We start from the raw sequence: 26,472 nt of genomic DNA, 5'->3' as shown, positions 1-26,472 counted from the left end.
TGAAAAGTTGGTGCGTAAATCCGCCGCCTCAGCTTCGCAATGAACCGCAATACGGGTTCACTGCGTTTTAATTAAAAGCGGACAATCTATTTGCTACTAAACCGGACATTTCTATTTGTTGCTAACATTAACGAGTGATTACGGTAGTAAGGAAGAAGCATTCATGTGGAAGGCGCCGGAATATAATGATGAGTATGGTCTGCTTTGTAATGATCGATCGAACTAAGCTACGGGTGTATCGCAAGATCGACACGATAATGCCACATGAGAAGGCGAAAAAAAATCATCTAAGATTACCTATAACCTTATGACATGAAAGTATATTTTATCTATATAGCAGTATTCCTGATACTTCTTTTCTTATCGGGTTGTATGGTTGGACCAGACTATAAACGCCCAGAGCTAGATTTGCCTTTGAAATGGCGTGTAGATACAAATAATGATATCGAAACTGTCAATACGTCGTGGTGGGAGCAGTTTAATGATGCGACACTGAATGAATTAATCCAGATTGCATTGCGAGAAAACAAAGAGCTGCGGATTGCAGCTCTTCGAGTAGAAGAATTTAATGCGAGATTGCAAATTGTAGAATCAAGCCTATTTCCACAGATAGGAATTGGTAGCTCATTATCAGGGAATAAATTAAGTGAGAACCGCCAGTTCGCTCCGCCCGGTGACCGTGCTAGCTTGAGAGAGACGTATGAGTTTGGTGCCGTTGTCAATTGGGAGCTGGATTTATGGGGGCGTATACGTCGTTCCAGGGAAGCAGCAACTGCTGAAGTTTTGTCGGATAAGGAGAATTACCAAGCGGTTATGCTGAAGCTTGTTGCAGATGTAGCTTCAGCGTATATGCAACTCATAAGTCTCGATAGAGATATTGAGATAACAAGGGAATTATTAAAGAATCGAGAAAAAATAGTTCAATTAAATGAACTTAAATATTCTGGCGGAGTAATTTCAAAATATGAGCTGGAGCAAATATATTTGATTTATGAGAAAGCTAAATCAAATCTTCCAATTAAAGAAAGACAAATAGCACATTTGGAAAATGCATTATCGGTGTTACTGGGGCAGAATCCTGGCCCAATCAATCGAAGAAATACACTAGAAACTTTGGCTATACCTTCTGTGCCGCAAGGTATTCCATCTGAAATTCTAGCTCGTCGCCCTGATATTCGGCAGGCTGAACAAGACCTGATTGCTGCCAATGCTCGCATCGGTGTTGCGAAAGCACAGTATTACCCAACAATCTCTTTAACCAATTTGTTTGGCTATGCCAGTACTGAGCTCAGTACGTTACTGCTGCACAAATCAAGTTATTATACTTTCGGAGCTACTACCCTATTTCCGATATTTACAGCGGGCCGGATTGCAGGTCAAGTGCGTCAGAATGAAGCTGTGCAGCAGCAAACACTAAATAAATACTTGCGCACAATACAAACTGTATTTCAGGAAGTTGAAGATGCGTTGATTTCCAACCAGAAACTCAAAGAGCAATTTGATATTCAAGCGCGCCAGCTGGAAATTCTTCAAGGGATTCATCAACTAGAGTTGCGACGCTATGATGGTGGTTATTCAAGTTATATTGACGTTCTCAATTCTGAACAGCACTTATACATAGCGGAGATAACGCAAGTCCAGAATCGACGCGATATATGTGTTGCTTTAATACAAGTTTATAAAACTATGGGTGGAGGATGGCTAATGAGTGAAAATACTCCAGTAGACAAAGATATTAGCTATAGAGAAAAATTATAATGAACGATCAAATCCAGAACGTTGCGCTACCCGCTTATTTATTAAAAAGACTACAAGCTTACAGGATAGGACAAGGTACCAAACAAAGCTATTTGATTCGAGATAAGCTTCTAGGGAAAACATATGACTTCGAACCATGGCAGTTTTTTGTACTAGAAATACTGCCTGGTTGTGAAGGCTTTGAGAAGCTTGCATCAATTTTTAAAGACCGTTTCGGCTATCCAATTACACAGGAGCAAGTGCAGGTATTGTTTGCTTCCGTAATGGAGGATAATTTATTCGATACCGAAGATAAGGAAGCCGCAACACACCCGTTATTAGCTTCTTTTTTTCAAACAGGGAAAATAGCAGATCAGCCTAGCGTAGCGCACAAGGCAGAGCAAACTAGCAGCAGCAACAATCAATCAGAAACAATGAATCAGGAGTCGGAGGATCTCCCTGCTGGAATACAGGATTCCATAGATTTGGATTCTCGAGTAGTGAAAAGAATGTGGAAGTTTTTTGATCCACGTCCTGTGTTGAAGCTCATTACTCCAATTCTTGTACCTGTAAAATATTGTTCTTATCTGATTCCAGTTCTGGTAATAGCAGCTATTATATTGATTATTAAGTATCAATATATAATCAATCAAGATATGAATCGATTGCTGGCAGATACTACTTTCTTCCACTATATCGTCTTTAGCATGTTTTCAGTTAATTTGATCGTGGTGATAACTAAAGCAGTAGTTGCCCATAATTTTCGAGTAACGGTCAGTGCTTTTGGTATTGGTATATTCTTAGGATTTCTGCCGCGCTTTACTTTGCAAAGTAGTCATTTACATCAGCTTTCCCGGCGAGAACGCATTCTGCTTCATGCTGCGCCTTTGATGGTACGCCTTAGCTTATTTAGTTTAGGGATTTTGATTTGGTTCTATTCCAGGAGCACAGATGGCCATTTGCCGCAAATGGGTTTGATGCTGACTGTAATCTGTACGTTCAGTTTTTTGTTTTCAGCAAATCCACTATTAAAAAGTGATGGTTATCATCTGTTGTCAGCTTTTATGGATGAACCATTTTTGCGTGGAAAATCTTATCAAACTCTGCTTAATAAGCTATATGGGGCTTCATATAAGGAAGCAGATAATAATTTACTGATAGCCTACGCTCTGGCGATATGCGTATTCTTATTTTTATTAATTATCGGTGTTGTTGTATTTGTAGGTGCTTATCTACAACAGATTCAACTGGGTGGTTCAAGTATTATTCTCGTAACACTGCTGGGAATATATCTTTTTCGATTAGTATTTAGTCAATTCGGAAAAATCAATGCGGCATATGAGCGTTCTATACAATATAGCCGTTGGCGGAATCGTGTACTACCTGAGGAAAGTCCCGAGAAAGAGCTGGTCAAAAAGGAGCGTGCTGGTTTTTCAGTATATCTAAAACGTGCTTTATTTCTATCTTTCTTGGTAACACTATTTTTACCCTATCCCTATGAACCAAGCGGTAAATTTATTATATTCCCCAGTCAAAAACAAATGATTGCTACTGATATCCCTGGAATAGTCGAGCATGTTTATTTTGATGGCGGGGAAACAGTGGAAAAAGGGACCGTACTTGCTCGGCTTGCCAATAGAGACCTTCAGTCGCAAGTAAAAATTTATGCCGCAAAGGTTCAAGAACAGCAGGCTGTGATTGATGAGTTGAAGTCTCGACCTAAACGTGAAGAAGTAAAGTTGGCACAAAATCTACTGAACATTGAGATAACACGGGCCAAGTTTAGTGGAGCCAAGTTGAAACGGATCAAAAATCTTTTTCAGCAAGCTGCAGTATCATTTGAAGAACTTGATTCCATTGAACGCGAACATCAAGTGAATCTCAATCAAATAGATGAAAAACGTGCTGCGCTAGAGTTGCTTAAGAGTGGCGCAACCAAAAATCAAATTGATGCTGCGCAAGCAAATTTAGCAAGTCTAGTAGAAGAAAGGGACGCATACATTGATAGGGTGAATCGATCAGAACTGAGCATGCCATTTGACGGCAATATTCTGACATTGCACCTTAAACAAAAAATTAATAGCTTCCTAGAAAAAGGAGAGCTATTTGCGGAAGTTGAAAATGCAACTCAAGTGACTGCAGAGATTGAAATTCCAGAATCGGATATTGCACATATTACAAATACTGCGCGAGTGAGAGTAAAACCCATTTCTTATCATAGTGCTTCTTTTTACGGAACAGTTACTACGATTGATCGAGGTATAACTACCCAGCCATATGGTAATGTTGTTAGAGTTATTGCACTGATAGAAAATGAAAAAGGAGAGTTAAGGACCGGAATGACCGGCTTTGCAAAAATAGAAAGCGAAACAATACCCGTTTGGAAAGCTTTCTCGTTGTCTATTCTCCGCTTTATCAATGTAGAAGCTTGGTCGTGGCTTCCTTAAGAAATTTATATACATTATGAGTAATTTGTAGTGAGGCAATAAGTGGCTTGATATGCAAAGACTAATGCACATGAGGAGCCAGTTATAATTTCAACAGTTATACTGCCCCACACATGTTTCTCAATGTTTAAATTCTATTGATAAATGTTGTAATGAGATCAATTATCCGGAGCCTGAAGATTCTTCAATTGAATCGGTAACGTGGCTATTCCACGTCATTAGTGTCCGGAAATTTAGTTGAATAAATTCAGATGATTATAACTTTTCCGCGTATCCATTTGCACATCGGAATTTTTAACCAATTGATCGATAGGCGTTTTCTCGGAAAGGATCAGGTTTAAAATCTAAGGAATTGTGTAAAGCGAAGTTTCGGTCTTGAGTCTCTTTTTCTAGGAATCTGCCGGACTTAAGGCTGATCTGCGGCGGCAATGGGATATAACAGTTGATGTTTACTCAATTTATTGTTGCATAGTCTCGCTATGCGCCTAAAAATTGAGTAAATCTGCACTCGTTCTCCCACTTGGTTCTCGCCGCGATTGCTTAAGTCCGGCAGACACTCCTGGTACATGTAATAAACCTTAAATTTGTGAATTCCCGCTTTCATTCCCGGATGGATTTGTAAACTGATCATTTAACGCTTGAATGTAATCATTGGCTTCATTAATGATCTCATCAATTGTTTGTTGTGCAACTTCATTCCAACCAGCAGGGCCTTTCAGGAACATCGGCCGAAAAGGAGCGGTACTCTTGTTAAATGCCTGCATGTATTGTTTGTATATTTCGTGATCATTACCCATTTCATTAGCCAACTTTTTCAATAAGTTGTTGGCAACAGCGCGGCGAATAGAAAAGTGGATATAAATAATACTGATCACCAGAAATACGGCTATGGCCACCGTTGTGGTTTCGCCTTGCATGAGTTCATCTGGGAATGTTGTCAGAATACCCCAGGATTCATTCATAGTTAAAGCCACCCCCGCCAATACAGCCAGAATACTAAATGCTATACCGTCAAATAGAATGACTCTGCTTTTCCATTTTTTAAGCATCTCAGAGAGTTTGTTGACGATCTGATTTTTGATACCTTTGGCAGTTTGTTCAAGCTTTCCGACGATACGATACGAGCGCTCTACTTCTATTTGGTGCATGCGCGCATTGATGTCAGCCATATCTTCTGCGCGTTTTTTTTCAAAACGTTCTCTAACATGTGGATTAGCAATCGGAACGGCAGCACTTGGATTATAAATTCGATAGAATCGCCCCGTGACTAGACCTACTTCAGCCAGCGAACGCTGCCAGGCCGAGACAACTTCTTCAGGATTGTCTTCCTGTGCTGTTACATCAATTTGGTTAAGAATATAAAGAAATTTATTGGCGTCTGCACGATTAACACTCGCTGATACCAGATAAGCCAATGTATCCTGCATGGCTTTCGGTTCTGGATGACGCGCATCAAAAAATACCAGGACAAGATCGGATAAATTGATGATGTGCTGGGTTAAGCGCAAAGTCGATGCGCGCTGGTTATCGGCGTCGAAACCCGGAGAATCAATAAGAATTTTTCCGCGTATGTTTTCAGATGGGCAGGTTTTTAGCTGTAGGTAAGCATCAATACGTTCTTGTCCAGCTTCAGAAATTTCATCAATGCTACGGCTTATCTGAAAAAAAGGAAAACGCGGATCTGCATCGAGCGCTATGCCAGGAAGTGTTTTTGCCTCATTATGGCGGCTGTAGCAGATGACTGTGAATTTATCATCGACAGCCTGATTTCCCGTGCGTTGTAGCGGCATATTCAAATAAGAGTTGATATACGTTGATTTACCGGCAGAAAATGTACCTAATACAGCGATCATAGGCCACCACGTCACACAGGTTGCATACGACTCATCTTTACCGATTAGTCCCATACTATGACCGACATAATCCATTTTCCTAAAACTTTTTACAGCGTTAGCCAGAGTCGGATTATCCGGATGTTCGTCAGCAAGGTGTTTCTGTAAACTTTTCAGATATTTATTGATTTGTGTTGAACTATGTGACATAACAGTCCCTTTTCATTCTAATAGAAATACACCCTGAATCAGATGCTGCATGGGTGATGTTTTTTTATTTATTTAATAATTGAGTTCGCATAATACGATTTTGTTTTTCAATTGATTATTTGGCCTCTTGGTTGGAAAAGAGTGTGAATTGGCCAAAATTTTTTCGAAGCTTTCGAAGCAATTGAAAACAGATATCGCAATATCATTTGATATAACGCATTCATTACTAGTCATTTATGTTAGAGATTATAGCAACTAGCCCGGCGATTCTACCAAGAACAATGCTGCCTTGCCAGTAAATGATATTTCTAATATTTATACCGGTCTTCGACAAAATAATATTATCATAGCCTGCTTAACATTGAATAAATTATAGGTGATTGTAGTTAATCGCTTGAAGAAAAGAAGCGCCGATTATGCGAAAAGGGTTGAAGTAGGTTTACTGTTCAGTCGGGGATGAGTTTAGAACATGACGATACAAAAAAATGACGAAGAGCAGCCCGCAGCACGCTCTGCTCATGTAGGCCGCTACATACTTATTGGTTTTCTTACGGTAGCGCCACTATGGGTTACCTGGTTGGTGTTTGATTTTTTATTAAATTTATTGGCGCGTATTGGAGACCCTTTATTAAAAGGAATGGCTCGTGCAGTTCGCCCTTTTTCAGATACTACAGCGAGCTGGCTGCTGGATTCCAACTTTCAGCATGCGGTTGCAGCACTGCTGACGGTAGTTAGTTTGTATGGTATTGGATTGCTGGCATCTTTTGTTATTGGCAAGAAAGTCATTAGTATTTACGAATACATACTGGCCAGGGTGCCCTTAGTACAGACAATTTATGGCGCCACTAAACGTTTTTTGCACACAATAAGTAAACCGCCTGTTACCGGACAACGGGTTGTTCTGATCAGTTTCCCGTCATCGGAAATGAAAGCTGTTGGGTTTATTACGAAAATCATGCATGACGAGGATAACGGAAGAAAGCTGGCCGCAGTCTATGTGCCGACTTCACCTAATCCAACATCTGGTTATATTGAAATCTTACCAATGGAAGACGTGATATTAACGGACTGGACGACCGAAGAAGCAATGACATTTGTTGTGACTGGCGGCACCAACGCACCTGAAAGTCTGCGTTTCTCAAATAAACCCAAGCAACAAGAACAGTCCGCCGAGAAACAATAAGTATCGAAATAGAGCATCAGCATTGTGTTGTTTCTTTTATGCGGGCAACAAATAGGGCAGTAATTTGATCTCTAGAACAGGTCCTTGCAGGGACTGCCAATGAATTTGGTATGAATCAACGCTGCTTTGTTGGATTACCGCCAAAATATCAAAACCCCCGTTCGGCGACATTGCCGCGTTGACGATGTTACCGCTGGATTGATTTTCCATATCAATACTGTACAGCTCATCCCCGGCTTTTACCACTTCCGTTGTGGCTATGTGAGCGAGAAACATGCGGCGTTTGAGTTTTCCAAGATACTGAGTGCGCGCCACAATTTCTTGTCCAGGATAACAGCCTTTCTTGAAACTGATACCGCCAATGGCATCCAGATTGATCATCTGTGGCAAAAACTGTTCCTGGGTCTCAGGTAAAATTACTGGAATTCCTGATTGGATATCCAACCAATTCCAATAATTGGCGCCAACAGGTTTCGCATGCTGGCTAAAACGTTCCCAGAATGTGACCGCATTTTCGACTGGGGTGATCAGCTCAAAACGGTTCTGCGCCAGACTAATCATAGTGAAATTTTCGTTATGGATGACCTGCATCGGTTGAATTAAATTGCATGACGATCCTGTAATTTCTTCAATCAGGGCAACAGCATTCTGACCTGCAATTCCGATTCGTACCAGAGTATCGCTCGCGTCACTCAGTTGCACATTGGCACGCAGTACATAGAGGGATAAACGCTTTTGTATGGAAATACCCAAACTGGCTGGCAGTTGCATAAAAAAATTATCATCTTGCTGCCACAGTAAGAAGCTTGCCAGAACTCGCCCTTTTGGGGTGCAATAGCTGCCGTATTGTGCATTTTGCAGATTGATTTCGCGGATATCGCAGCTGAGTTGGCTTTGCAAATAGGATGGCGCATCGTCTCCGGAAAATCGGATCAGTCCGTAATGGGAAAGATCGGCCACAATAGTCCCGGTTTGTGGATCTTCAAGTTCCGTTGCGCTATCACCAAAATGAACCACACAATTATTTTCAAAAATAGCGTGACGGTTGCGTAAATAGGCTTGCCAAACTGGATTCATATAAAAGCTGTAACTAAATTGATGAACGCAATTATACGATATACCATCCAAGTTAAATTAAGAACCAGTCTCTGGATGTGAGTTTTGATTCCATTTTGTTGGGACTCCTAGATGCTTCAAATTTTTCCATTAAAACATTCGATGATTGTTAAGTGATTTTAAATATGGCTGTTTTGTGCATTCATCGCAAACATTCCTATCAGTTAGCGATTATCCTCAGTCTGGCTCATCTCGCCACGGCCGGTTTATTATGGCTATTGGAGCTGCCTTTGGGTATCAAGGCGATTGCCGCTGTCGCATTGGTATTCAGTTTAATTTATTATTTGCGGCAGGATGCCTTGCTCACTGCGAGCGATGCCGTGGTGGTTTTAGTACTGTCCGATGAGATGCAATGCATATTGACCACGCGTTCCGATGAATTAATTGTTTGCAGCATATTGGGTAGCACCTTTGTCGCACCTTATCTGACGGTACTGAATTTGCAGCCTGTGGGAAAATTCTTTACGTGCAGTGTCGTAATACTGCCCGATGGCATTGATGCAGAGGAGTTCAGGCAGTTACGGGTATGGTTGCGGTGGAAATGGAAAAATAGTAAAGAAAGGCCATAAACTTTTTGGAAGTCTATTTAATAAAATGCACTGTAGTAGGGGTCTGCTTGAAATTTATTAAAAGAATTTTATGGCATAAACGGTGAAAACAATTTGCACCCAATAGAAAATATTTCTGCTATTCTAATTAAAGAAAGAGGGGAGTTTTTTTATTTGTAAATCTAAAAAAGGAGAAAATATGTTTAAAAGAACAGTTAATGCGTTGATATTAGTTATTGCAATGGTTTTTGCAACAAGTCAGGCTTTTGCGGGTTGTAGTCTGGAGACCGAGAAAGATGGTAAAACTGCCTGTGCAGCTAACCAGGTTTGCTATCTGGTTGAAGGAACCTGTATTGAGAAAAAGAGCCTTCCAGCCGGCAAAGCATGTAAGAAATCAGGTGTTTGTGAGAATTCTTGTGTGAAAGAAGACGGCACAGAAACTAAAGCTGATGGTTCAGAAACAGGAAAGTGCAGCTAGTATTTGAAGAAACACTGTCGTAACTAACCTAAGCTGGTGTAACCGGCTTAGGTGGTTTAAGTGAATTAGTGTTGCGTGCAACCATCTTCAAGCAATAATCAGCAAATTTAAACTAAATTCCTCATAAACATATCCGCCTTAAGTATAAGAAAAATAAATAAACTGTTGTTAATTCTTTTTAATAAAGTTTAGGAATTTGTTTTTCCATCAGTGTTTTTCATTTCTTGCGTTGACACAGTCAATTCCACATCTTATTTCGTTCTCGCATAACGGCTCCTTTGATAACTGCTATTAACACAATTACCTAGAGCTTAATGCGGCATCAAGTCCTTCTTTACGCTTATCATCTGGCAGGATTCCAATACCGGCCAGCAATTCGGAAAGGCTTATCGCTGTCAGATACAGTGTCTCGGCTGTTTGCCGTTGGGTTTCATTGGTTCGGATATGACATTTGTTTCCAGGACGATTATTCGAACACAGCCGACTCAGCCGACGTTCTGATCACGATAATCGATAAAATACAGAATCACGGATTTAGCACCGGCAATGCGCACTTCACGAGTTCACAAAACAAAAAATATGCTTAATTCATCGGTGGTATTCTTAATTCGTGACCTAAACCCATGTTTGCGGCTGAAGGCATTCAGCAACAAGCCCAGCAAGCAGCCGATCAAGGAAATTGGTGGCAATTCATTCAATTGATGAACGGCGTGACTTCCAAACGAAAAGAAAATTCCATCAAGCTAATGAAAATAGAATTTAAAGAGCTGGAAAAGTATGGCGATCCGATAGGACAAAAAATCTGTGGCGTAAAAACTGATTCCATACAATTGCCCACCCGCTTGCATCAATAGCGTATTGAACGATGTGCAATAAACACAGAACAACTGGAGCGGCGAAGCGCAAAGCGCCCGAGTAGGAGCGGCGGCGACCGAGAGGACGCATTTGCGGCGTAGCCGCCTTGGAGTTCGAGTTCTGTCAATAACTGTACGAAAGATAATAATTATTTCATCAAATTATGATTAAATACAGTTTAATGGAATCGATGATTGCAAGACATGTTTAACAATTTAATTGGGCTAAGGGTAGAAGAAATTCTGAATTATTTCTATTTTCTCCTAGTAGTAACCTGATTTTATTGAAACTTTATATAAATTGAGTCAGGTATCAAATCACGAATTCCGGATATAAGATATGCACACTATGATGCCGCAAATTAAAAATAATACTTAATTCACCAGAAATATCCTCAATTCTCAACCTAATCTTCATTCTTACTTAGAAATTGAATTCGACTTTATTAATTTTAAAAGATATTTAATGAGAGAGATTACAAGTATTACTGACACGATAATTGACTTGGGAACAGTAATTTCTAAGTCAGTACTGAATTTGTGGCTAAAAGATGCTGATATAGCTAAGGATATATCGCTAGGTGTTGCAGATATACTAGGAAAAAAAATAAAGGACTCAAAGGCGAGGAGGCCAAGTGCTAGATTTTTCGAAAGAATAGCAGATGAAGTATCGTGTAGGTTGGAACCTATTATATTAAGGCTATGTCACCGTTAATTGTTGAACGTCATTCATACCCAATGCGGCAAGCAAAACTGAGCGGGGAGACAAGGAACCATGAGCACGATCAATCAGTCGTCGCCACCCGAGATAATTGGCAAGGTAATGTGTGGCGATGCCGTGAAATCGGCGCATCCATTCTTTGAGTCGACTGTCGTAGGCATTCACGTTTTGCACGTGGTAGATCTTGCCGACAACCCGGATACCTGCAGCCAGATTGATTGGGCGGTGGACGATGCCGATTTCCCGCACTGCGGCACCCAATGCCTTGCCGCTATCAGTACAGAGAACTGCATCGTTTGCCAGCAATGGTTTGAGTGCCGCGCCGATATGCTCTTTGTCAGCTTTCTCCAAAACGAAGTCAGATGTGCTCCCAGTACGGTCACGGCAAATCAACACAGGAATCTGTTCAGAGGACAAACCACGCTTCGATGCTTTGCCGCCACGCTTATGTGGCGGGCGCGTCATACCGTGTTTCTTACCTTTGAATGATTCAAGAAAGAAGGTTTCGTCAGCTTCAGCAATGCCAACCAAACTTGTGGCTTTCTGCTCATTAGGCAGCTTAAGAAAACGATGGCGCCAGCGAAATGCCGTGTTGCGATGCATATCGCAGATTTTTGCGCTGGTGCGCACGCTTTGACCTGATGCTATTTGTTGCGCGTATTCCAGCCACTTGTCCTTGTGGCGCAAGCGTGCCAGGGGTGTTCCGCTTAGTGTATTGAAGGTGATGCGGCAGGCACAGCAGCGGTAGCGCTGTAACCCAGAAGCCGATCCCCAGCGTGCAATTTGGTTATGACCGCACTTGGGGCACAATAATGGCGTGACCAATATACGATTCTCAATCAACGTACTGACAGCCTGAATATGCCCAATCTTGTGCAAACAATCTGCTAATAACCTTCTCTGGTGCGGCGTCAATCTTGCAAGTTCTGCCGCTAATATTTGGAATTCTTCAGTTTTCATCAAAGTCCTATCTCATTGATTCATATGAAAACAGTATAGACCACTATTTAACGGTGACATAGCCTATATTAAACGAGTATAAAGGAATTGTCGAAAATGAGAGATTAGCAGCGATATATGCAGTATCAAGAGCTTTAGGAGAAACTTCATATAATGATGAAATTTTTTTTAAAAAAAACCTTGATCCCGTGTTGTTAAATTCACATTTTTCCGTAAATAGAGAAGAACTCTGCAAAGATTTAAACAGTGCGGCCCGTATGTTGTTTGATACACTTTTGAATGAATCTTGCCATTATATTATTGAAATATCTTCTACACTACCTGGCTTCGAACTAAAGGCTACCCAAGAATTACTAAAAAGAGAAAGTACACTATTAGAAAAACTTCAGCTTATCCTGGACAGCCTACCTTCTCACGCCGTTGGTGAGAATCAAGCTGAGAATATCTTTGAAACTAACTATCACCGTAGGATAGCTAGAATTTTAGATATTCTTCAGATCTTTGGTTTATCTTCTGATCCCATCTATACAAGATATAAACTAAGTATCGCCTACATAAGCCTTTCAGTAAGCCAGGAATATGGTGATGGCTACTTGGAAGATGGAGTGAATTATTCCGGCGGACCCGCTGAAGAGGTTATTTCGTCTAAAAAACGAGTTTTGATTAGAGGAGAAGCTGGATCTGGAAAAACAACTTTATTGCAGTGGATTGCTGTTAACGCGGCAAGAAATTTATTTGAATCGAACCTATTGGAGTGGGGAAATAAAACTCCATTCATATTACAACTAAGAAACTATAGCAGCAGGGCACTACCAACGCCGGACGAGTTTTTAATAGATATTGCAAAACCGTTAATGAGTGAGATGCCGACTGGATGGGTGCAGAAAAAACTCAGATATGGTTCTTCGATAGTTCTAATTGATGGCGTAGATGAAGTTCATAATGAGAAAAGAAAAGAAGTTCTTGAGTGGCTAAGTGACTTGGTTAATGAATTCCATAGATCTGTGTTTATTGTTACTTCTCGCCCTTCCGCGATTCCTGCATGTTGGTTGGATGACTTAGGGTTCGAAAGTTTCATCTTAGAACCGATGGGGCGCACAGATATAACAGCGTTTATTTCTCATTGGCATAATGCATTACGTGAGAGTGACAATAGTGCTGATTTTCAGAAACGAATCGAGGAATGTCGCTCCAATTTAGTTAATTTATTCAAAGAGTCGACACCTATTAGAGGCTTAGCAACCAATCCACTAATGTGCGCAATGATATGTGCAATCAATATGGATAGAAATTCTCTACTTCCATCTGAAAGATCTGAGTTGTATAGAATCGCATTTGAAAGTTTGGTCCATAGGAGAGATCCCGAAAGATTCAAATCCAGTATAGTAAATCTAAATTTACCTTTTTTAATAAAGGAGATATTTCTCAGGAATTTTGCGTTTTGGATGATGATCAATGGGAAATCTAAAGCCACTACAAGAGAATTACGATCTCGAGTAAATAATCTTCTTCAGTTAATGCCAAATGTAAATAATACTGACTCAGAAATAAGTCAATTTTTGCTTGAACGAACGGGCGTATTGAGAGAGCCGACAACTGGAAGTGTAGATTTTATACACAAAACATTTCAAGAGTACCTAACAGCAAAGCATATTGCCGCAGAAGATCTGACTAAAGTTTTATCGGAAAAGGCGCTAGATGATTATTGGATAGAGGTAATAGTATTATTCTCGTCACTTTCCAATAATCATCAAACGGACTTGCTTATATCAGAGATACTTCGCATGAGCGAAATCAATACTGATGATAGACATAAACTGCTCATATTAGCAGCAAGCTGTGCTGCTGAAGCTAGCTTTATTTCGCCGGAAATATTAAAGAAAGTTAAAGATGGAATTGACTCAATACTTCCTCCAAATAATTTTGAGGAGTCGAGAAAAATTGCTTCTAGTGGTGACTTAGCCATTCCCCTACTAACAAAATATTATTCGCACAATAACGGTAAAGTTGTGGCATATTGTGTTCGTGCCTTGTCTAATATTGCATCAGACGGGTGTATTGCTGCACTTGAGAAATTTGGATATTCAAAAGATAAGCGAGTTCTAACGGAAATTATAAAAGCATGGCAAAATTTTGATCAGAAGGACTATGGAGACAGAGTAGTAGCAAAGACAAACTTTCGAGGACCACTAAAATGGCAGAGCTATCCTACTACTGAAGGTCTCTCTGGACTAACGAACCTTAGAGAGATTTTATTTTGTGGAAATGAGGGGTTAAAAAACATAGATGAATTACGATTCTGTACGTCCCTAACATCAATTGATTTCACTGGTTGTGAATCACTAGAGAATCTTGATTCGCTCTCTAAACTAATAAACTTAAAGGAACTAGATCTTTCTGACTGTTTTGGCATCAAAAACATAAAGAATTTATGTAATTTAAAGTCACTTGAAATTCTATCCTTAAAAAACTGCTCTATAACTTCATTAGAAGGATTGGCCGATTTGGTTAACATGCGTACGTTAGATTTAACTGGATGTATCGAGCTATCGCATATAAAGGAGGTTAAGGGACTAACAAATCTGGAGTCTTTATATCTAGGTGGATGCTACGGAATTCATGATTTGTCTCCTATCGAGTCATTACCCTTTCTGAATAAATTAATTATTCCTGACCAGTTCGCACTAGATACTCTTTCTAAAGAAACACAAGATAGAATAAATGTGGATTTTGAATAAATTCGACAGCGCACTGACTCATTAGAAACCAACTGCTTAGAAACTATTTGTTGTTTCAATAAAATTGAATAAGGATATTCTTCTTATTCTTATCTACATAGCGTTTACATTAACTTAATACAATTCCTATATATAAAGTAACTTATTGTTTTTATGGTGCCGACACCAAGAATAGAGCGTTGAACCTTCTGATTGCAAACCAGAAAGAAACGGGAGCCGCAGCTCCCGTTTTGGCTTAGTTCTAAGTAATTGAGATACTTTGTTAGCGGAATTTTCTGCGGCGAGCAGAAACACCAATCAAACCTAAACCGGCCAAGAGCATGGCGTAGGTTTCAGGTTCTGGAACGGCGATCATAATGGTGCGATCATCGAGGCTGGTTGGATGCTGTACATTGACGTAGGCTACGTTAGGGTTGAACTTGTCGAAATAAAGCCCCGTTGGTTCAGCGCCTAAGGTGGACATGGAAGCCCAACGGCCGACTGATTCGGCTACACCATCATTATTGGCATCCGTGGCAAACCAAATGTCGGCTTGACCGCCTGGTTGGTCCTCAATGATGTACATATTACCCTCGGCATCAATAGCCAGATTGTCCGGATTATTAAACGTGTCACCGACACCCAAACCTGTGGCTTGATCGAGAGTCGAGGTATTCGCAAATAAGCTAGCGGTGTTGCTGCCAAGATTAAAGGAATAAACTTCGTCCGTGGTTGTGGTCGCGACGAACAGGATTTGGTCGCCATTGTCCAATGTCTTGATCTCCAGATCTTCTGGACGCTGGTAGTTGGTTCCTAAAACATTGTCGGCGGACAAGCGGCCATCAATGCTGCCATCACTATTGAGAACAGAAACACCGGCTAATGCACCGCCATTAGCATCGGTGATCGGTGCCCAGGTGATCGCGCCTGTTGCATTGTCATTACCGCCGCCGTTGACCAGCATCGCGAAAGTTTGACCAGCGGCAAAGTAATCATCGCCGTTGGTTGCATTCGGATTAGACGAGACATACTTGTAGATGCTGCCGCCATTAAATTCGTCGATGAAGTACATGCTATTGTCCTTGTCGAACGACAGACCTTCGTGCGAGACGTGTGGAATGACCGAGCGTTGCACAAAATTTGAATCGCTTGAGCCTGTTGCAGTAACAGGATTAGTCAGTTCGAACAGGCGGCCTTTAGTGCTGCCAGCACCCCATGATTCCTCGGCTGTCAGGTAGCTGCCCCACGGAGTCCAGAGCGAAGCGTCACCAGCAACGAAGCCTTGTGTACCCGGTGCAACGAGGGTTACGGTGCGAGTATTATAATCGGGATTCAACAAATCAATGCGCTGAACACCTGCGTCACCTGTTTCAAACGGCATAAACAGGTAACGGCCTGCATCGACCCCGGTCTCATTAGCAGCAATCATATCCCAGTTGCCGCTATTGGCTTGACCTTGACTTAACTGGTTGGTGCGATTGGCGATGGAGACTTGCGTCCAGGATGGATTAGCGAGTTGAAATGGGCTGGATTCCGGTAAGGAACCCGCCGCAACGTTGCTAGGTAAGGCAGTAAAATTATCAAAACCGGTGCTCGCTGCGGTGGCTTGCATGGTTCCGGCCATACTTATGAGCGCGCCGGACACTAGAAAAGTGAGTGTTTTCTTCTTGAACATATGATTCTCCTGAAAGTAATACATAGAAATTTCTTTTATACGATGGCTATGTACAGGCAATCTGGCTATCTGCATCCAAAAAAATGTTGTAATTACTCTTGCAGATCCTGGACTTTCCGGTCCTCGGTTTATGACCAAGTTTGGCTTTTCAGTACGTGAATGATTATAGAAGCCGAATATGACGGGTGTATTGCGGGGTTATTACGCATCAATTCTGAAATATGAATTGAATGACACTAAGGAGCGCTAGAGAAAATACTTTATGCGTGTTGGATTGGAAAAATGAGATAATTTCTTTTCCACATTAATCCAAGCGAAATTCTTGGGTCAATAGTAATAAAAGGAAAAGTAATGAAACTGGTTTTTTTGGTACTTCTGGCAATTAGTCTGCTCGGCTGTAACGCAATCACAGCAGCTAATCAAAGTCCATTTATTGACGTCAAGTTGATTGGATTGTGGAAAGGAGAGCATACCGAACAAAGTGGTACGATAAAAAGCTGGACGCAAACACGAAATGCCGATGGCACGTATACGATTGAATTTAGTTTTAAGGAACCGGATGATACGACAAAGAGTTTCACGGAATCAGGCCGTTGGTGGGTCCAGGATGCTTTGTTTTATGAAATTGCTTTGCCTGACATGGCGCAACCTGATAAATATAAATATTCTTTCAAAGAGAAAGATTGTGTCAGTTTTGTACTCGTTGAAAGTAATGGCTCAACTGAAGGAATCGATGCGTATTCATTTAGAGAATGTTTGATAGCGGATTCACCGCCTGTAAGTATGGGCAGTTCTATTTGAGTTCTTGATTAAACAGCAAGAAATAATATTTGCGTGAGAAGCAGCGCTAACACCTTGGCATCCGCTTAGGTGCAATCACATAAAAAATTCATGACTGACTACTTAAATAATGTAGAAAAAATTGCAACGGATATTGTCGCAAAGAACGCAACCGAGGTAGATCAAACAGGCGCATTTCCGCAGGCGGCGATCGATGCTTTGCGTGATACCGGTATGCTGGGATTGATCAGTGCAAAAAGCGTAGGTGGACTGGGACAAGGTCCGCGCGCTGCCGCGCTGGTGGTTGAACGTCTCGCACGGGAATGCGCATCGACGGCAATGGTAACCTGTATGCATTATACGGCAACTGCTGTCATAGAAAAGTATGGTGCTGAAGCGGTACGCAAGCAGCTCGCACAAGGCAATCATCTGGCTACATTGGCATTTTCCGAAGCGGGGTCGCGTAGCCACTTTTGGGCGCCGGTGAGCACAGCAAGGCGTGATCAGAACGGGATCTGTTTAAACGCAAGAAAGAATTGGGTGACGTCGGCACATCATGCGACTTTGTATGTATGGTCGAGCAAACCCTTTGCTGCCGAAGGTGCCAGTACCCTTTGGCTGGTTCCGAGTGACAGCAGCGGTATTGCGATAGCCGGTCGTTTTGATGGTCTCGGTCTGCGGGGTAATGACTCCACTCCGGTTACTGCCGAAAATGTTTTAATCCCTGCCCATGCCATGCTGGGCGAGGATGGTATGGGTCTTGCGATTATGCTCGAGACGGTGCTGCCGCTGTTCAATGTGCTAACAGCTGCCACTGGAATCGGATTGATGGAGGGCGCAACGGCGGCTGCGTGTAATCACGTGGCGGGAACGCGCTATGATTATCTTGATTCGACATTGTCAGAGCTACCGACTATCCGAGCGTATCTCGCGCGGATGCGGATTGCTACCGATCAGGCACGTTGTTTGTGGCTCGATACGCTGCATGCGTTGGAGACAGGTCGCGAAGATGTGATGCTACGCGTATTGGAATGCAAAGCAGCTTCCGGCGAATCTGCCACTCAAGTATTGGATACGGCAATGCGCGTTTGCGGCGGTGCCGCGTTTCGCCGTGAGGTCGGTGTGGAGCGGCGATTTCGCGATGCGCGTGCCGGTACTGTGATGGCACCGACAACCGATCAATTGTATGACTTCATCGGCAAGGCCATTTGCGGTCTGCCGGTATTCTGAGAGAACGCTGCATGTCTACAACGTTAATACTGGGAGCGGTTGCATACGACCCGAAGGTTGTCACCATTTGGGATGGTTTCCAAAAATGGTTTGCACAGCACGATTTTGATTTTGATTACATTCTGTATTCAAACTATGAACGGCAAGTGGAAGGGCATTTTGCCGGACACTTTCACGTAGCGTGGAATTCTCCACTGGCATGGTTGCAGGCCGAACGCATTGCCGCTCAAACCGGCCGCACAGTTAAAGCAATTGCCATGCGCGATACCGATTGTGATCTTACCAGTGTGATCGCAGTGCGCAATGATTCGCCGATCCGGTCGATTGAAGATTTGCGTGGCAAGATCATTGCAGTGGGTGCTTCCGACTCACCGCAGGCGACATTGATCCCGCTATTGCATTTGGCAGAGGCGGGTCTTGAGCCAGAAAAAGATTTTTCGGTGCGCCTGTTTGATTTGCTGGTTGGTAAACACGGCGACCATATCGGGGGTGAACGCCATGCCGCCAAAGCATTAATCGAGGGAACAGTTGACGCGGCTTGTATGATCGACGGCAATCATTTGTTATTTACCCGCGAAGGTACGCTGCCATCGAATAGCACGCGCATTCTTGCGCAAACAGCTGAATATGATCATTGCAATTTTACCGTGTTGGATGATGCGCCTGAAGCGGTTATTACACGGTTTTGTGATCTCCTAATGTCGATGTCGTACGACGACCCGCAGGTCAGGCCTTTGCTGGATCTCGAAGGATTGAAACAATGGCGGCCGGGACGCACTGAGAAGTATGCATTATTGGCTAGAGCTGTTAATCAATTCAAAACTATCGATGCGTTTGTTGCTGAAGTAAGCAAGTTTTACCTATGATCGATGGGGATATGTGCAGTGTCGAGCTCGGCGATTTGGGGCTGGATCAGGGCGGACATTTGTTGATAAAACGTGCACTGCGCACAGTGCCGGTGCATGCTCCGGTTGCGGTGTACGGCAATGCACCGGAACTAGCCATTCATTTACGTGGCTGGTGCCGCGCGCAAGGTCACGACATCGAAATTTCACAAATCAAGGGTGATCCGGTGGCGGTGGTATACCGTGGCGGGGCTGAAGTTGGACGCTGGCGTGGCGCTGAATCGACCGGTGATGCTGCGACGCCACAAATCCATGCACATGCCAACTGGGGATTGGCAGGCCGTAGCGCGACAGTTGAAGGCGGTGCACCGGATTTTGATTTTCCCCTCGATACGCGTGCGGAAGTTTGGGCACAGGAAGCCGCGCGATTATATGCTCAGGCGGCTGCCGCGCAGTGGAATCCTGCTACAGCAATTCCGTGGAATGAGCCATTCGTGTTGCACGATGAAATTGAAGATGCGGTTGTGCAGGTGATGACGTATCTGATCGAGAACGAGACCGCAGCACTTGTCATTCCGGCCAGATTTGCCGCGCAAATACATCCACACTTTCGCGAAGTGATGCAGCTGCTGGCGATCCAAGCCGCTGATGAGGCGCGTCATATCGAAGTATTTACCCGGCGCGCACTGTTGCGCAGACCGAAGCTGGGTTTATCCACAGCCGGTGGTCAGGCATCCCTTAAAACGTTGATTGATGAAACGGATTTTGCATTATCGGCGATGCTACTCTCGGTGCTTGGCGAAGGCAGTTTTTTATCATTATTGCAGTTTCTGCATCAACACGCGCCAGACCCAGTGACCGGCGAGATAGCGCGGCTGGTTGGTCAGGACGAAGCCCGTCATGTTGCGTTTGGTGTTGCTCACCTCACGCAACATGTGAGAGAGGATTCGAAATTGCTGGAACGCTTGGCGGCAGCCATCGAACGTCGTCACGATGTGCTGGCGCATACCGCTGGTCTTAACGAAGAAGTATTTGATTCTTTGATATTACTGGCTGCTGGTTCGTGGCAACCCGAGGCGTTGCGTGCCGGTTGGGAGAAAGTGCAAAAACTGATTGCCGATATGGGGCAGGGGCGTGTACGGCGTTTGCGCAAGATTGGTTTTGATGAGCAGAGAGCGCAATCACTCTCTGCCTTGCATACGCGTAATTTTATGTAATGATCTGAATAGATGCGTCACTGTTATGGCAATGACTGCTAAGTAATCGCAATAATGATGCAGAGATAAAAAAATATTAGCGCATTTTTGCTTCAACGAAGGTTGTTTCCCGGTTGAAATCATCCCAAATATGGGTGGGCTTGACAAAAGGTGTAGTTGGTACAAGGAATGTTGCGATATCGAAAGCACCACTCAATGAACGGCCAACAGTATAGGCAATGCCTTTAATGAATCCGACGGTCATTCCATGAATGACACCGTCTCTGTTGCCGATGATTATTATCGTTTTAGGTATTTCAACGACCCCAGTCACAGCATTAGCAAGGCCAGTTCCCAGTTTCTCAAGAGCCTTATCGGGATATTCATCTGCGAGTGCTAGATTGGGAACTGCTAAAAATAGGACAGATAGCATTAACAGTGCTTGAATCATTTTCTTCATAGCAAACTCCTTAAGTAGTTAATAGAATTATATTTTTAGAAATATCAGATAATTATTTTATTTATCGTTTCCCTGTTTGATAGGTTGCTTCAGAATCCCAATAATTCTCTCTACTTCCCGCTCGATCTGGTTTTCCGGGTGATTCCGGTTCTGCAGTTCGGTTCTGATCCGGTAGGCCATTTCCAGAATGAGCAAATCCATCGTGTTTTTCTCGTTTCTTTGCGATGCTTCTTGGTATTCAACCTGGAACCGGTTGATGGTATTCATCATCGCATCGTTATTAAGATTCATACTGGATAAAACGGAATCCAGTTCATATTTCAAGTTACTGGATAATACAGGCTGCACTGAATTGGAAGCTGACTCAGGTTGATACGGCATATGTTTCGGTATTAAAACCGATAGCATAATTAACGCTACGCCAGCGACGACAGTAGTCGTTACAAAAAACCAAACTTTATATTCCTTCCCGCGTAGTTTAATTGTATTGATACGCTGCACGCCAAGCCGGGCCTGGACGGCTATTCCTGCAAGAAACAGAATGGCACCAAGTGCCATGATAATGGGTACAATCGGGTGCACAGTTTTACTCCTATGTTCTTATCTTAAAATCCAGTTGCAGTTTGTGGATAACCAAAATTTCATCTGCTGTTCTGATGGCAATAATTGCAGATGAATCACCGATCCTATTCAACTGCATATTCTAACTTAATATGATACTGAGTTATTGGCTGTTTGATAAGTCAGTCGATGATGGAGCGTAGAGTAATTTGAATTGTTAGCAGATTTAAGCACAGAGATTCAATTAGAGCTTGGGTATGCAGCGCTGCTTATTTGCTGGCTTGTTACCAGGAATGAGTAACAAGCCAGTGAGAAATTATCGCGGAGGCGGAGGTGGTGGATTGCCTGGCGGCGGTGGCGGCGGGTTAAAGTTAGGTGGTGGAGATGAGATTCCTCTATTGTTATTTGCAGGTAGGTCATTGGTAATTCTGCCGGATACTGGGACGCGATGGCCTTTGGCATACATGCATTGAATGTAACTAATGTCATAGCGCTGTTGATTGACATACGCGGAATTGCTGGCAGTACCTGATCCAACTAGCCCACCGGCCAAAAGACCGGCGCCAGCACCGATTGCCGCACCACCTCCTCCAGCGATCGCTGCGCCTGCAGCAGCACCCAGTCCGGCGCCAATAGCGGCGCTTTCTATACCGCTAGTTTGCGATGCTTGCCGCGGTGTGATACCGCCCACTTGTTCGTATGCGTAGCGGCGGCAATCGTAATCATCATAGCGAAACTGGTCAAAATTTTTACCGGCACCCGGTAATGTCATAACGCTAGGCCCGTTTGGTAAACTGACGCAAGCCGCTAATATGCAAACCATCATTAATATCAATATTCGTTTAATTACTTTCATGGTGTTCTCGCTTCATCATTGTGCAGAGGGTTGAGGGGCGATCTGTGTCCATCCGCCCGGACATTCTTTAATATGCGGATAATATCCTTGCGGGTTTTGGCAATAGTACCAGTAGTTGGTTTTTGGTTGTGCGAGTTTGGGTTTCTGCTGCTGTATGTAGACAGGTGGCCGCGAGGGAGCTGTGACAATGGGCGGATAAGTGTAATAAGGCCTGAAAAAAGGATCTGCATAACCATATGCGCGGTAGCCATAAGGACTATAAAAACCCGGACCATAGTAATTTCCCCAGAATCCCGGATTAGTGTAACCGTAGCCACCGATACCGAGAATAAGATTATTATGATCGCCATGGTGGTGATGGCCGTCACCGTCATGGTGGTCATTGCCATCATAATCGCCGCCGCTATCCCCGCCATCACCACCACCGTCTCCTTCAGCCAATGCGAAGTTGTAGAGCGCTATGGTTAGAAATAAAATTGTGATCAATGGCCATTTGAAACTTTTCATACGAGCTCAATCCTAAATCAATCCAATCATCAGGTAATATCAGTCTTTTAATTTTCTACTGACTTATACAAATGCCAAAGACAATTTATGTGCGGTCTTGGTATACAATACGCATGCTATGTAAGCAATCAATCTGACAGGTTTTAAATTTTATAAGTTCCAATAAGGCCCCAATATCGTATCGCTTTCAATCTGAACGGCGCTGAATACAAATTGATCACCGCTGCCAAATATGAAAAGAAAGAAGTATCATATTAATACAGAATTGCCGTCGATGACTTTTACTTGGTCCGGTGAACTTGAATGTTATATTTTTTAGGAGAACATTAGAATGTCGCAAAAAAACCCGGTTATTGCCGTTACCGGATCTTCAGGTGCAGGCACCTCAACGGTAAAATCCAGCTTTGAACATATTTTCCGTCGTGAGCATTTGAAGGCCGCGATCGTAGAAGGGGATAGTTTTCACCGTTATGATCGTGAATCAATGAAGCAAGCCGCGGCAGAGTCGGAAAAAAACAACGGACGTGCGATCAGCCATTTTGGTCCGGAAGCCAATGAATTTGAGAAACTGGAAGCCTTATTCAAGGAGTATGGCGACAGCGGCAGTGGCCAGACACGCTTGTATCTGCATAATGATGAAGAAGCGGAGCCCTGGAAACAGAAAGCAGGTACATTCACTCCTTGGTCTCCGATTCCGCCTGGTTCCGATTTACTGTTTTATGAAGGACTGCACGGTGGTGCAAAAAGCGATACGGCAGATGTGGCTAAGTACGTGGATTTGCTGGTCGGTGTGGTACCGATTGTTAATCTGGAATGGATTCAGAAAATATTTCGTGATACCAGTGCTCGCGGATATTCGGCAGAAGCGGTGACACACACCATTCTGCGCCGCATGCATGACTATGTGCATTACATTACGCCACAGTTTTCACGTACTCATATCAACTTCCAGCGTGTGCCCACTGTCGACACTTCCAATCCCTTTATCGCACGTGAAATTCCAACATTGGATGAGAGTTTTGTGGTGATTCGTTTTAGGGATCCGCTGAAAGCAGACTTTCCTTTTTTACTGAGTATGATTCATGATTCATTTATGTCTCGTCCTAACACCATTGTTGTTCCTGGTGGGAAAATGGGCATGGCGATAGAACTCATATTGACCCCATTGATTCTGGAAATTGTTGCAAAAAGTAGAGCGTAGTAATTTTTGACTGACCTCCGGTTAATTCATGGATCACGATAAGATGTGAATATTCACTTATCCGATTCTGAATTAATCAGTGTGAGTCAAAATCCATTTCATATAATTTGTATCAGTATGATCATGGAAGGCCTGGTTAAAATCGTAACATGACTTCCTTACTATCAGATCTGAATCCACAGCAGCTGGAAGCCATTACGCTACCGCATCAATCGGTATTGGTGCTGGCCGGCGCTGGCAGTGGAAAAACACGTGTGTTGACGACACGGATCGTGTATCTGATCCAATCAGGGCAAGCCAATCCGCACGGTATTCTGGCCGTTACTTTCACCAATAAAGCTGCCAAGGAAATGTTGACCCGTATTACCGCCATGCTGCCGATAAATACACGCGGTATGTGGATCGGGACATTTCACGGGTTGTGTCATCGCATGCTGCGTACCCATTATCAGGATGCCGGCTTGGTGCAAACGTTTCAGATTCTGGATTCCGCCGATCAATTGGCTTTAGTTAAGCGTATCTTGAAGAGCTTGTCGGCCGACGATAAGAAATTCCCGCCGCGCCAAGTGCAATGGTTTATCAATAATGCCAAAGAAGCCGGATTGCGTGCAGCTTATGTTGTAGCGGAAGATGCTTTTTCTCGCAGAATGCTTGAGTTTTATCAAGCTTATGAGCAGCAATGTAACAAGGAAGGTGCGGTGGATTTCCCCGAATTACTGCTGCGCAGTTACGAATTGTTGAGCCGCAATGAGATTCTGTGCAAACATTATCAGGAACGTTTTAGCCATATCCTGGTGGACGAGTTTCAAGATACCAATCCATTGCAATACAAATGGCTCAAATTGCTGGCGGGTACGGGAACCCAAAATGCCGCGGCAGTCTTTGTGGTCGGTGATGACGATCAAAGTATTTACGCGTTCCGTGGCGCGTATTCTGGCAACATGCGAGATTTTGAGCGCGATTTCGGCATCTCCAAAGTGATCAAGCTGGAACAAAATTACCGCTCACACGGCAATATCCTCGATGCTGCCAATGCACTGATTGAGAACAATAGCGAACGTTTGGGGAAGAATCTTTGGACCGCCGAAGGGAAGGGCGAACTAGTACGTGTTTATAATGCACCGAATGATTTCGATGAGGCTGCATTTATTGTTGAGGAAGTCAAAACCTTGCATGCGGAAGGCATTTCCTTGTCAGAGATGGCATTGCTTTATCGCTCCAATGCGCAATCCAGGGTTTTGGAACACAGTTTGTTTAATGCTGCCATATCGTACCGAGTTTATGGCGGCATGCGTTTCTTTGATCGTCTGGAAATCAAACATGCATTGGCTTATTTGCGCTTGATTGCCAATCCTGACGATGATAGCGCGCTATTGCGCGTGATTAATTTCCCGGCACGCGGGATTGGTGCGCGTAGTTTGGAGCAATTGCTGGATGATGCGAAATTGCAAGGCGGAAGCTTGTGGGCTACGGCACTACAGAAATGCGGCGGTGAAGCAGCAATCGTGCAAGAATTACCCAAATCTTTAAAAGGCATTGCAGGATTTGTTCACTTGATCATGACGATGCGTCAAAGCTGCAGCACGTTACCGTTGCCGCAAATTGTTGAACACATGCTGACACACAGCGAGTTGCTAGCGCATTATGCCAAAGAGCGAGAAAGTGCGGAAAGACTGGAAAATCTAAATGAATTGATTAACGCGGCTACCAGTTTTGTGCACGAAGCTGAAGATGACAGTCTGGCAGAATTTCTTGCACATGCTTCGCTGGAAGCCGGTGAGCACCAGGCGGGTAGCGGTCAGGATGCGCTGCAGCTAATGACGGTTCATGCCGCCAAAGGCCTGGAGTTTCATAGCGTATTTTTGAGTGGATTGGAAGAGGGGCTTTTCCCGCATGAAAACAGCCTGAATGAGATCAATGGCATTGCGGAAGAAAGACGGCTGATGTACGTGGCTATGACACGCGCGCGCCGCCGGTTATATATCAGTTTTGCTCAAAGTCGTATGCTGCACGGCCAAACCCGTTATAACATCGCATCGCGTTTCCTGAATGAGATTCCGGAAAATTGTTTGAAATGGCTGCAATCAACGCCTAAAATTGACCAGAAACCATTCTATTCAAGTACTGGTAATAAAACCTCAACATCCATCTCAAGAGCTACAACTTATAGTCAGCAAAAATTTTCCAGCGGTACGTGGAGAATCGGACAGAACGTACTACATGCCAAATTTGGCGCGGGTGTCATTATCAATTATGAAGGAAGCGGCAGCGAAGCACGTGTCCAGGTCAATTTTGATCATGCCGGAATAAAATGGTTGTTGCTCGAGTACGCAAAGTTGACTGTAGTTTAGTATGATA

At 43.4% G+C, this 26,472-nt stretch carries 21 protein-coding genes and 1 riboswitch; of the genes, 13 read left to right on the top strand and 8 right to left on the bottom strand.

The window, feature by feature from the left end; all coding sequences use genetic code 11:
* Positions 1 to 312: 312 nt before the first annotated feature.
* Both QZ942_RS03785 and QZ942_RS03780 read left to right on the top strand, forming a co-directional pair.
* Entirely contained in the window at positions 313 to 1,758 is a 1,446-nt protein-coding gene (locus QZ942_RS03785; protein ID WP_292993357.1) for an efflux transporter outer membrane subunit, read from the top strand.
* Complete coding sequence (locus QZ942_RS03780; protein WP_292993356.1) at positions 1,758 to 4,184, top strand: efflux RND transporter periplasmic adaptor subunit; 2,427 nt, start codon at positions 1,758 to 1,760, stop codon at positions 4,182 to 4,184. The genes QZ942_RS03785 and QZ942_RS03780 overlap by 1 nt, the downstream gene beginning before the upstream one ends.
* A gap of 578 nt (positions 4,185 to 4,762) precedes the next feature.
* Here the strand turns inward: QZ942_RS03780 and QZ942_RS03775 are convergent.
* Positions 4,763 to 6,226 (bottom strand): dynamin family protein, encoded by a 1,464-nt coding sequence (locus QZ942_RS03775; protein ID WP_292993355.1) that lies wholly within the window; start codon positions 6,224 to 6,226, stop codon positions 4,763 to 4,765.
* Positions 6,227 to 6,695: 469 nt separating this feature from the next.
* Between QZ942_RS03775 and QZ942_RS03770 the strand changes: the two genes are divergently transcribed.
* Positions 6,696 to 7,409 carry a DUF502 domain-containing protein gene (locus tag QZ942_RS03770; RefSeq protein ID WP_292993354.1) on the top strand — a complete coding sequence of 238 codons (714 nt, stop codon included), beginning with the start codon at positions 6,696 to 6,698 and terminating at the stop codon, positions 7,407 to 7,409.
* A gap of 36 nt (positions 7,410 to 7,445) precedes the next feature.
* Here QZ942_RS03770 and QZ942_RS03765 read toward each other — a convergent pair whose 3' ends face one another.
* The gene (locus tag QZ942_RS03765) at positions 7,446 to 8,486 is read right to left on the bottom strand and encodes a folate-binding protein (RefSeq protein ID WP_292993353.1); all 1,041 of its coding nucleotides are present in this window, start codon (positions 8,484 to 8,486) and stop codon (positions 7,446 to 7,448) included.
* Between the two features lie 164 nt (positions 8,487 to 8,650).
* On the opposite strand from QZ942_RS03765, the gene QZ942_RS03760 reads away from it, so the two are divergent.
* The 3 genes from QZ942_RS03760 to QZ942_RS03750 all read left to right on the top strand — a co-directional run bounded on the left by QZ942_RS03760 (position 8,651) and on the right by QZ942_RS03750 (position 10,405).
* The gene (locus tag QZ942_RS03760) at positions 8,651 to 9,094 is read left to right on the top strand and encodes a protein YgfX (protein WP_292993352.1); all 444 of its coding nucleotides are present in this window, start codon (positions 8,651 to 8,653) and stop codon (positions 9,092 to 9,094) included.
* A gap of 178 nt (positions 9,095 to 9,272) precedes the next feature.
* Entirely contained in the window at positions 9,273 to 9,551 is a 279-nt protein-coding gene (locus tag QZ942_RS03755; RefSeq protein WP_292993351.1) for a hypothetical protein, read from the top strand.
* A 623-nt stretch (positions 9,552 to 10,174) separates the two neighbouring features.
* On the top strand, positions 10,175 to 10,405 hold the full coding sequence (locus QZ942_RS03750; RefSeq protein ID WP_292993350.1) for a hypothetical protein: 231 nt from the start codon (positions 10,175 to 10,177) through the stop codon (positions 10,403 to 10,405).
* A gap of 700 nt (positions 10,406 to 11,105) precedes the next feature.
* On the opposite strand, the gene QZ942_RS03745 is transcribed toward QZ942_RS03750, so the two are convergent.
* A complete protein-coding gene (locus tag QZ942_RS03745) occupies positions 11,106 to 12,086 on the bottom strand; it encodes an IS1595 family transposase (protein WP_292993349.1) in 981 nt (326 codons plus the stop codon).
* A gap of 191 nt (positions 12,087 to 12,277) precedes the next feature.
* Here QZ942_RS03745 and QZ942_RS03740 point away from each other — a divergent pair, with 191 nt between their 5' ends.
* Positions 12,278 to 14,824, top strand: a complete 2,547-nt coding sequence (locus tag QZ942_RS03740; protein WP_292993348.1) for an NACHT domain-containing protein — start codon at positions 12,278 to 12,280, stop codon at positions 14,822 to 14,824.
* A gap of 262 nt (positions 14,825 to 15,086) precedes the next feature.
* Here QZ942_RS03740 and QZ942_RS03735 read toward each other — a convergent pair whose 3' ends face one another.
* Positions 15,087 to 16,478: an alkaline phosphatase PhoX gene (locus QZ942_RS03735; protein WP_292993360.1), complete on the bottom strand. Its 1,392-nt coding sequence runs from the start codon at positions 16,476 to 16,478 to the stop codon at positions 15,087 to 15,089.
* 52 nt (positions 16,479 to 16,530) lie between these two features.
* A riboswitch (cyclic di-GMP riboswitch) is annotated at positions 16,531 to 16,633 on the bottom strand.
* A gap of 196 nt (positions 16,634 to 16,829) precedes the next feature.
* Between QZ942_RS03735 and QZ942_RS03730 the strand changes: the two genes are divergently transcribed.
* From QZ942_RS03730 to QZ942_RS03715, 4 genes are all read left to right on the top strand, one after another.
* Complete coding sequence (locus tag QZ942_RS03730; RefSeq protein WP_292993347.1) at positions 16,830 to 17,279, top strand: hypothetical protein; 450 nt, start codon at positions 16,830 to 16,832, stop codon at positions 17,277 to 17,279.
* A 90-nt stretch (positions 17,280 to 17,369) separates the two neighbouring features.
* Positions 17,370 to 18,488: an acyl-CoA dehydrogenase family protein gene (locus QZ942_RS03725; protein WP_292993346.1), complete on the top strand. Its 1,119-nt coding sequence runs from the start codon at positions 17,370 to 17,372 to the stop codon at positions 18,486 to 18,488.
* A gap of 11 nt (positions 18,489 to 18,499) precedes the next feature.
* Positions 18,500 to 19,354, top strand: a complete 855-nt coding sequence (locus QZ942_RS03720) for a PhnD/SsuA/transferrin family substrate-binding protein (RefSeq protein WP_292993345.1) — start codon at positions 18,500 to 18,502, stop codon at positions 19,352 to 19,354.
* Positions 19,351 to 20,550 carry a ferritin-like domain-containing protein gene (locus QZ942_RS03715; protein WP_292993344.1) on the top strand — a complete coding sequence of 400 codons (1,200 nt, stop codon included), beginning with the start codon at positions 19,351 to 19,353 and terminating at the stop codon, positions 20,548 to 20,550. The genes QZ942_RS03720 and QZ942_RS03715 overlap by 4 nt, the downstream gene beginning before the upstream one ends.
* A gap of 76 nt (positions 20,551 to 20,626) precedes the next feature.
* Here QZ942_RS03715 and QZ942_RS03710 read toward each other — a convergent pair whose 3' ends face one another.
* The 4 genes from QZ942_RS03710 to QZ942_RS03695 all read right to left on the bottom strand — a co-directional run bounded on the left by QZ942_RS03710 (position 20,627) and on the right by QZ942_RS03695 (position 22,913).
* Positions 20,627 to 20,989, bottom strand: coding sequence for an exosortase system-associated protein, TIGR04073 family (locus tag QZ942_RS03710; RefSeq protein ID WP_292993343.1), 363 nt, complete (start codon positions 20,987 to 20,989; stop codon positions 20,627 to 20,629).
* A 57-nt stretch (positions 20,990 to 21,046) separates the two neighbouring features.
* Entirely contained in the window at positions 21,047 to 21,571 is a 525-nt protein-coding gene (locus QZ942_RS03705; RefSeq protein WP_292993342.1) for a hypothetical protein, read from the bottom strand.
* 295 nt (positions 21,572 to 21,866) lie between these two features.
* Positions 21,867 to 22,406, bottom strand: coding sequence for a hypothetical protein (locus QZ942_RS03700; protein ID WP_292993341.1), 540 nt, complete (start codon positions 22,404 to 22,406; stop codon positions 21,867 to 21,869).
* A gap of 15 nt (positions 22,407 to 22,421) precedes the next feature.
* Entirely contained in the window at positions 22,422 to 22,913 is a 492-nt protein-coding gene (locus QZ942_RS03695) for a hypothetical protein (RefSeq protein ID WP_292993340.1), read from the bottom strand.
* Positions 22,914 to 23,244: 331 nt separating this feature from the next.
* On the opposite strand from QZ942_RS03695, the gene QZ942_RS03690 reads away from it, so the two are divergent.
* Positions 23,245 to 24,114, top strand: coding sequence for a phosphoribulokinase (locus tag QZ942_RS03690; RefSeq protein ID WP_292993339.1), 870 nt, complete (start codon positions 23,245 to 23,247; stop codon positions 24,112 to 24,114).
* A 149-nt stretch (positions 24,115 to 24,263) separates the two neighbouring features.
* Complete coding sequence (locus QZ942_RS03685) at positions 24,264 to 26,465, top strand: UvrD-helicase domain-containing protein (protein ID WP_292993338.1); 2,202 nt, start codon at positions 24,264 to 24,266, stop codon at positions 26,463 to 26,465.
* Positions 26,466 to 26,472 lie beyond the last annotated feature (7 nt).

This window comes from Nitrosomonas sp. (assembly GCF_021731985.1).
Taxonomy (GTDB): Bacteria; Pseudomonadota; Gammaproteobacteria; order Burkholderiales; family Nitrosomonadaceae; genus Nitrosomonas.
Note: the sequence above shows the minus strand (reverse complement) of the source record. Positions and strands in the feature narration are given on the sequence as shown.